6 protein-coding genes and 2 tRNA genes are annotated in these 7,155 nt (G+C 54.5%); 4 read left to right on the forward strand and 4 right to left on the reverse strand.

What is annotated here, in order from left to right; all coding sequences use genetic code 11:
- Nucleotides 1-303: 303 nt before the first annotated feature.
- From FN806_RS14005 to FN806_RS14015, 3 genes are all read right to left on the reverse strand, one after another.
- Nucleotides 304-2,763 (reverse strand): TOTE conflict system archaeo-eukaryotic primase domain-containing protein, encoded by a 2,460-nt coding sequence (locus tag FN806_RS14005; RefSeq protein ID WP_142638190.1) that lies wholly within the window; start codon nucleotides 2,761-2,763, stop codon nucleotides 304-306.
- 117 nt (nucleotides 2,764-2,880) lie between these two features.
- Nucleotides 2,881-3,183 carry a helix-turn-helix transcriptional regulator gene (locus FN806_RS14010; RefSeq protein ID WP_142638192.1) on the reverse strand — a complete coding sequence of 101 codons (303 nt, stop codon included), beginning with the start codon at nucleotides 3,181-3,183 and terminating at the stop codon, nucleotides 2,881-2,883.
- 187 nt (nucleotides 3,184-3,370) lie between these two features.
- On the reverse strand, nucleotides 3,371-4,597 hold the full coding sequence (locus tag FN806_RS14015; RefSeq protein WP_142638194.1) for a tyrosine-type recombinase/integrase: 1,227 nt from the start codon (nucleotides 4,595-4,597) through the stop codon (nucleotides 3,371-3,373).
- Nucleotides 4,598-4,736: 139 nt separating this feature from the next.
- On the opposite strand from FN806_RS14015, the gene FN806_RS14020 reads away from it, so the two are divergent.
- The 3 genes from FN806_RS14020 to FN806_RS14030 all read left to right on the forward strand — a co-directional run bounded on the left by FN806_RS14020 (nucleotide 4,737) and on the right by FN806_RS14030 (nucleotide 5,732).
- A tRNA-Ser gene (locus FN806_RS14020) sits at nucleotides 4,737-4,810 on the forward strand.
- 239 nt (nucleotides 4,811-5,049) lie between these two features.
- Nucleotides 5,050-5,135 (forward strand) — tRNA-Leu (locus FN806_RS14025).
- Between the two features lie 225 nt (nucleotides 5,136-5,360).
- A complete protein-coding gene (locus FN806_RS14030) occupies nucleotides 5,361-5,732 on the forward strand; it encodes a rhodanese-like domain-containing protein (RefSeq protein ID WP_142638196.1) in 372 nt (123 codons plus the stop codon).
- A 48-nt stretch (nucleotides 5,733-5,780) separates the two neighbouring features.
- Here the strand turns inward: FN806_RS14030 and FN806_RS14035 are convergent, their stop codons facing one another.
- Nucleotides 5,781-6,539 (reverse strand): alpha/beta fold hydrolase, encoded by a 759-nt coding sequence (locus FN806_RS14035; RefSeq protein ID WP_142638214.1) that lies wholly within the window; start codon nucleotides 6,537-6,539, stop codon nucleotides 5,781-5,783.
- 91 nt (nucleotides 6,540-6,630) lie between these two features.
- Between FN806_RS14035 and FN806_RS14040 the strand changes: the two genes are divergently transcribed.
- Nucleotides 6,631-7,005, forward strand: coding sequence for a hypothetical protein (locus FN806_RS14040; protein ID WP_142638198.1), 375 nt, complete (start codon nucleotides 6,631-6,633; stop codon nucleotides 7,003-7,005).
- Nucleotides 7,006-7,155: the final 150 nt, after the last annotated feature.

The raw sequence follows: 7,155 nt of genomic DNA on the forward strand, positions 1-7,155 counted from the left end.
CCGCGTCGGCGGATGATTGATTGTCAGTAGGTCGGGGTTTCAGGCCGTAGTTGCGACTTGCTCACAACAAGAACGCGGAGAATGCGGGAGGAGGTAGGCAGGGAAACACAGGCACCTCCCGTCGAGATTACAGGCAATGCAGGGATTACATGCGCTTACTTATAGTGGGAAAAATTAGTTGGTTGGTCGGTCAACATCCACCAACCAACCAATAAACAAACCTCTTAAGGCAAAATCCCATGCATTCCCTGTAATGCCTGCACAAACCGAAAAAAGGCGACACCGAAGTGTCGCCGATCTCGATCACATTGCAGCGATTTCATCCGCCGAAATCTCAGGCGGCGGAACAAGCCGCCACTTCCGTGACTTCTTGTCGATCTCCCAACCCCGCTTCCTCAGAGATGGCTTGAGTTGGTTCAATTCTCGACTGAGCGTCGCTGCTGTCATGGGCAGTCGCGATGGGTTCAACCCAATGATCTCAGCCGACTGCTGCAACTCGATCAGCAATTCTTGAGGCGTGCCCCAAAACTCACCGCGCCGCGCAACAGGTTCTTGGAATGACTCCAACGCCTGCATGGTCGCAGAGTCATCCGCCGCCTCGTCCTGTGCAATGTCCTGAGCCTCGACCATCTTTTCGATGAACCACCCCTCATCCCTCCCCATGACCCGCGCTGTCGCCTCGCCAATTGCACCGAACTCGGCCAACCGCACATTGTCCGCAAAAGCGTGGGCGTCGATTTGCGGTAACACCTTCAACACTTCCATGACGAGTGCGACCGCGCCGATGAACATTCGCGGTGCGGATTCAGCAAGCTGCTGCTCGAACTCAGATTCAAGCATTCGCTTTTCAGGCTTTTCCAACTCGATCTCAACCATCCGCGAGATCAGGTCCGCCGCATATTTTGACGGGTCGATACCGTTGACGATCACGGGGCGTCTAACCCAAATCGAAAATAGGTCGCCATTGGTGAACAACTGCCGCACCTCAAAACCCATGCCCGTGGTGATGCCGCAAAGCGTGTCCGACAGTTTGGTCAGGTCAGACATGTTTTCGAGTGTCAGCACGTAATTGTGCCAAGCCCGCACAAGCACATCGTCCACTTTGTCACTACCCGGTGCGACCATGGCGGACACAGGGTCAATCAAAGTCCGCAGCATCCGTGTCGTCGATGTTTTGGCCGACCCATATTCACCAATCAGGTTGACGATGGGCGAAGGGGTATCGGGAAAGAACATCTTCACGGCACAGGCCATGAAAACGATGAATTGGTCATCGTCCATGTTGACCATTGCGCGGATGTCGTCGAGCGATCCCGACCCATCCCCCAACTCGATTGGCAATTGGCGAGAGCGGCGGAATACAACAGGGCACTCTTCGTCACCGTCAATCAACTCAACGCCATCGGCCGAGATGATCAGCACGCGGTCATCTGCATCGCAAAGATCGACGTAGATGCGGTTGTCTTGCCGTGCGACCCGTAGATGTACGTCTTCAACCGTCTCATAGGCGTGTGCCCGCGCTATGCCCACGACGAGGTTGATCTGCTCTTGGCTTGCGGTCACGCCGCTTGAATAGGCTGTTCGGCGCAACCAATCTGCGAACTCGATCGAGTCAATCCGCATGATGCGGCGTGGACCAACGCGCGCATATGCCGTGCCGTCAGGGTCGCGGAATAGTTTGAGTGATCCCACAACGTCGTCGAGGATCAACTTGGTCTGTTCGCCTTTGTTACCAATCTGCACGCCATCAGGCAGACCGCCCGCGTAGCCGCCCGCCCGAGCATAAGCCCAAAACGGTTCGGGACCACATTTGCCTGCCTTGGCGATGTCTGACCATTTACTTCGCACATCGCTTTCGGACTCAAAGCCATCCGTTTGTTTCGAGTAGGTCAGCCAATGTTCATACCCATCTTCGCCGAACGCGCCGAAGATGTTGAACCCCGCATCGCTCCACGATTTGTAGCCGCCACCTGGCCGCGCCTTCGTGAAAGCCCGCAACGCCGCATCCACATCGACCGCTTTCGTTCGCTGACCGCTCTTTGGACCCGTCTTACGAGGCTTTGCCTTTTGCAAAACAATCTCGCCGCCCTCGTCGAACTGCATTGCGCCCGTTTCATCAATTTCTGTGGGCGTGAGGACGATGCTTTCGAGCGCGAGGGGCAATGCCACCACAGGGCGTTTCCCGCCCTTCGGAAGCAATTCGATGTGATGTTCTATCTTGGTTGTGTCTGACTTATCGGGCCGACCTGACCGCCTGAACACCACTTCGGTGTCATGGAACATACCTTTACCCTGCCCATCGTCAGGCACGAACTTTTCGTGATCCCAAGGCGATTGACTGAGAACATCATTCGCGGTGTCGAGCACGTCGCGCATCCGCGCGCGGATCGTGTCCATACGAGCAGCATTCTCGAACGTGACCCACAAATGATAGCCTCGCCCGCCGCCTGAACGAACGGCAAAATAGGGAATGTTTAGGCTGTGCAAGGCCGCTGCGACGAAACCCAATCGTTTGCGCATAGTGCCCGCTTCGTACTGCCCATTGTGATCATCGAGATCGAACACGGCGAAGTGGGATTTGTCGTCCCCGACATTCATGTTGATCCCGATGGGCTGCGAACCATCAAGGTGGGCGCGGATCACGTTGTCTGTAATCTCGCCGTCTTTGGCGTAATAGGCTTTCTTGCCGTCGTTCCGTTCCAATTCCGAATAGCCGCAGCCGGCCAATTCGACAATCTGTTTTAATGCTGATTTGTTGTCCATACCAATCTCAGGATGGACCTGCTTCACTGGTCGCGCGTCGTCGCATCGCCGTCTATAAACGAGTTATAGCGCACACTGCTTTATCCATATCGGCACGCGATCAGTGAGGGGCAGGTCTTATCCTGCCCCTCCTACTTTGTGCGACTCTGCCCAAGCAATCACATCGTCGCGATCATAGCGCACAGTGCGCTCGCTCCAATAGATCGCAGGCGGCACGTCGCCGTCACGTTTCCATTCGTAGAATTTCGATTCCGAAATACCAACGAAGTCGCACACCTGTTTCGGCGTCATGAGTTTTGGGAGTTCGGCCATTAGTTCAAGGTCACGTATATGACCGCACAATGCCTCAATACGATGATTGAGGTAGGTTAGCGTGAGTTTGTCGCCGCCTCGCTCGGCAGGTATATTATTGGAATCCATATCAACAGATCCTTTCGTCAGTCCTTAACAAGACAGACAGATCCCTCTGTTGATACTCGTTGGGGCGGGGCCTTCACCATTGAGCCCGCTTCCAACGTGGCGCTGCTCGGCTATGCTGTGCACTGCCTGAACGGCAACACGTCTCACGACGGGTATGTGCATCTCCAACGTAGTGTCAGACACAAATTCATACAACGCCGAAAGCAGGTTCTACCTTAATGCGTTCGAAGAATACCGTTTCAATCATGTCAGGCGCGCTCTTGCCGACGCGGGTTGTGTACTTCGAGAGCATTTTTCCATCCCCGGAGGATGACTTGTCTCCGCGCAGGTAGTGCATGATGTGGTCACCCAACAGCGCCTCGTTGCACGCCTCTTGGAAAAACTTCCGCGTGTCTTTCGCCCGAATGACAGGGACGCGTTGTTCGCCGATCTTGGCTTTGAGGGTATCAAGGCCATGCCCGCCCCCAACGTATCCTGTTGCGGATGAAGCGGGGAAGACCCAATCACTGTCAGTTAGGCGTATTGCCTGCAACGCTTCGGTAACGCTTGCCCCAATAGGAATGACGTGGTTTCGGATGCCTGACTTCAGTTTGGGAAACACAAGCTCACGGCGTTGCAGGTCAACGAAGCCGTGTTTGCCGTCGTGTTCCCAACGAAGCGAGCAGACGTTTTCGGAGCGAATGCCTGTGAAGAACATGACCACCCAAGCCGTTCCCATAATCACATTTTGCTTCCGTTTCTCCCATACCGCGCCCCAAACGGTCGAAAGGTCTTCTCGTTCGAGATCGCGGTTGTCGTCGCATAGGTCATACCAAATCGGGGGTTGTTCATTCGCGTCGGGGACAGTCACGTTTTCAACAGGGTTCTTGCCGGGAAGGCGTTTGAACGCTGACGACAACGCCACGCGAACATGCCGCTTGGTGGCCGCAGAATTGTCCCCACGCCCTGTGTCGATGGAGTTGACTGCGCTTTGGATCATGATCGTTGAAACGTCGGTCGGTGATGATTCCATGATCTCAGGCACCCATCGGTCGAGCTTCGTCGTCATGTCTTTTTTGTGCCTGTCCGACATTTTGCCCTCCGACTGCCGCGTCGCGCAATGATGCTGCCAAGCGTCGCGTACTGTGCGAATGTCCGAGGATGCGACACCTGTGTGATACTCAGTCAGAGTTGCAATCTTCTCGAAGGCTTGTGCAGCAGTCGTTTCGGGGAAGGTCGCCTTGAGCGCCTTTTGTTGGGATCGCCCGTTTAAACGTCCTTTGAAATACCACGATGCCGCACGCTTGCCGACGCCGAGATAGAGGCAAGGGTATTTGTCTCCGTCGTGTGAATACCAAGTCGTGCCTACGTCGGGTTTGGCTGCTGCTGCCTTGCGCACCTTCGGCACGCTGTCGAGATTGATGGCGGTAGTCATTGGCGGTCTCCGTCATTTTTCAAACGCTTTTTCAAACGCTGAACAACACTTAGACGGATTAACATACACAATCAACCGACTGATTAGTGTTTGAAAAATAGCATAAAGCATTGTTTTTATACGTTAACCGCACCAACATGCACTTGTTGAATAAATGTTGGTGGCTGATTTGTAATCAGTAGGTCCGCGGTTCGAGTCCGTGTGGGGGCACCATTTCACTCTAAGATTCCTTCTGTTCCTTGATTTTGCTAAAGTCACAATGTTTGGGACAGCGCAGGCGCTTTGCGCAACGAAGAGTTTCTCCGAGGACTTTTTCTGATGGCCTGCGTAAATGGGGTGGTGGTCAAAGGCGGCGATTGAATTTCCGCAGGTTGCATCGGCGAAACGCATTGTGTTCATAGCCTTATGGCCTTACTGGTGCTTTCAGCCTAAAAACTGGCCCAACGCGCTGTGCGGGCGTGATGGAATGGTAGACATATCAGACTTAAAATCTGAAGGGCGTATGCCCGTGTGGGTTCGAGTCCCACCGCCCGCACCACCTCTAACACCCTGATTGATTTTCAAGTCTCGATGCAGCGGAACCTCTCCCGATTTGCTTTGGTTCGGGTTCGGCGGGAATTGAATACCGGGATTGGTCCAGCGCAAAAATCGGTGTCGTGCATTAAATGTCCAATATCTATCCAGCCTAAGGTGAGGGCCTGTCAGGCTACACCTTCCAGTTCCTGCATGTTAGCATCCCGTAAAATTCTTCAGGAGACACCATATGCCGTTGACCGTAAAACAAATGATGGAAGCTGCGAACTCCACCGTCGAGCGAATCCAGAGAGCCAAAGCGGTCGAGATCCTGGAGCGAGGTGGCCTGCTTCTGGACATCCGCGATGCAGCGGAATTGCAGCAGACAGGGCGTGCTTCGGGGTCACATCATATCCCGCGCGGTATGTTGGAATTTCGGGCCGATGACACTCTGCAATCACATGATCCAGAGCTTCGCAAAGATCGCCCAATTGTCTTGTATTGTGCCTCGGGTGGCCGCGCTGCCCTTGCGGGAAAGCTGTTGCAGGACATGGGGTATGAGCAGGTCTATAACCTGGGTGGCTTGGTCGATTGGGTGAATGGCGGGGGCGAAGTCGCCTAGCCAATAGGAAACGCCAGAACCCGAGCTGTGATCGGTCGAAAGGTCAGGTCAGGCGTTGAGGAACGTCCTGACGGCGGCCTCGAACTCACGCGGTTTTTCCGCATGCAACCAATGTCCTGCACCAGGTATTTTTGCAAAACGTGCCGAAGGGAACATTCCGCGGATCACTGAGCGATGTTCAGGCAGCACATAGTCGGACTCCCCCCCGGACAAAAACAGTGTTTGACCACCCCAGGATGCGTCTATTTCAGGAAAGCCCATGATCTTGGGCATTTCAGAGGCCAAAGTATCCAGGTTCAAAAGCCAACGCTGTCCGTTGATGTCGAGTGACTGCGTGAAAAAGCTCTGAAGGGCTTTTTCGACTCCGTTGTCGGCCAGTTGTTGTTCAGCGTCCGAGCGACGCTCGACCCGGGAAAGGTCCACCGCGCGCATTGCTTCAATAAACTGAATCTGACTGTGGCTATAGGCCACCGGGGCGATGTCTGCCACCACCAGTTTGCGCAGCTTTGCGCTGTGCAGCAGGGCTAAAGTCATGGATGCCTTGCCGCCCATCGAATGTCCGACGACATCTGCCTGTCCGCCGAACTGGTCGATAACTTCGGCCAGATCATTCGCCAGATCGGAATACCCATGGTCATGCGTCCACATGCTGTTTGCGTGGTTGCGCATATCAACCGCCACAACTTGCCGCTCGTCAGATAGCCGGCGGGCGATGACCCCCCAGTTCCGGGCCGAGCCATATAGGCCATGGGCGATCAGCAAAGGGGGCTTGTCGGTAGGTTCACCATGTATGATCGTGTTCAGCATATAGCCGTGATACCCGCCGCAATCTGAAACGGCCAGCCCCATTGTGGCTCCTATTCCACATGGGTAAACTGTCAGCTCAGGAGGCCGCAGCATGCCGCAAGACACAGATATACAAACCCAAATTGCGCAGACCATACAGCTGTTGCGTGACAAGTTGGGTGTGCGCGACAAAACGCTGACCGCCTCGGTCAAAAAGGCCAAAAGGCAACTGCCGCGCCGGATATACAAACAGGCAATGGTCCTGGCTCAAGCAGAGCAGATGGCGGCCCATCCAAAACTGCGACTTGTGCTGGACAATCCAAAACTGATCCAGGCCTCGGAAGAGGTTCAAAAACATCTGGGGGGCATCAATTTGGCGGATCGGCGGATGGGGTGGTTTCTGGGAATGCTGGGCGGGCTGACTTTTAACCTGTTGGCCTTTTCTGCTTTGTTGCTGATCTTCATGTTGTGGCAGGGGCTTATCTGACCACAAAAAAACGGCGCCGGATTGGCGCCGTTTTGTTTCTTGGATGACTGAATTCTTACAAGTTTGGATAGATAGGGAATCTGGCGCAGAGGTTTGCGACTTCGGCTTTGACTTTGGCCTCGACCTCACCGTTACCGTCCTCGCCATTTG

Source organism: Ruegeria faecimaris, assembly GCF_900182615.1.
GTDB classification, from domain to species: Bacteria; Pseudomonadota; Alphaproteobacteria; order Rhodobacterales; family Rhodobacteraceae; genus Ruegeria; species Ruegeria faecimaris.

What these genes read in the sequence shown, in the direction of transcription:
- FN806_RS14005 (WP_142638190.1), bottom strand. Translation starts at nt 2,763, where the DNA reads ATGGACAACAAATCAGCATTAAAACAGATTGTCGAATTGGCCGGCTGC.
- FN806_RS14010 (WP_142638192.1), bottom strand. Translation starts at nt 3,183, where the DNA reads ATGGATTCCAATAATATACCTGCCGAGCGAGGCGGCGACAAACTCACG.
- FN806_RS14015 (WP_142638194.1), bottom strand. Translation starts at nt 4,597, where the DNA reads ATGACTACCGCCATCAATCTCGACAGCGTGCCGAAGGTGCGCAAGGCA.
- FN806_RS14030 (WP_142638196.1), top strand. Translation starts at nt 5,361, where the DNA reads ATGCCGTTGACCGTAAAACAAATGATGGAAGCTGCGAACTCCACCGTC.
- FN806_RS14035 (WP_142638214.1), bottom strand. Translation starts at nt 6,539, where the DNA reads ATGCTGAACACGATCATACATGGTGAACCTACCGACAAGCCCCCTTTG.
- FN806_RS14040 (WP_142638198.1), top strand. Translation starts at nt 6,631, where the DNA reads ATGCCGCAAGACACAGATATACAAACCCAAATTGCGCAGACCATACAG.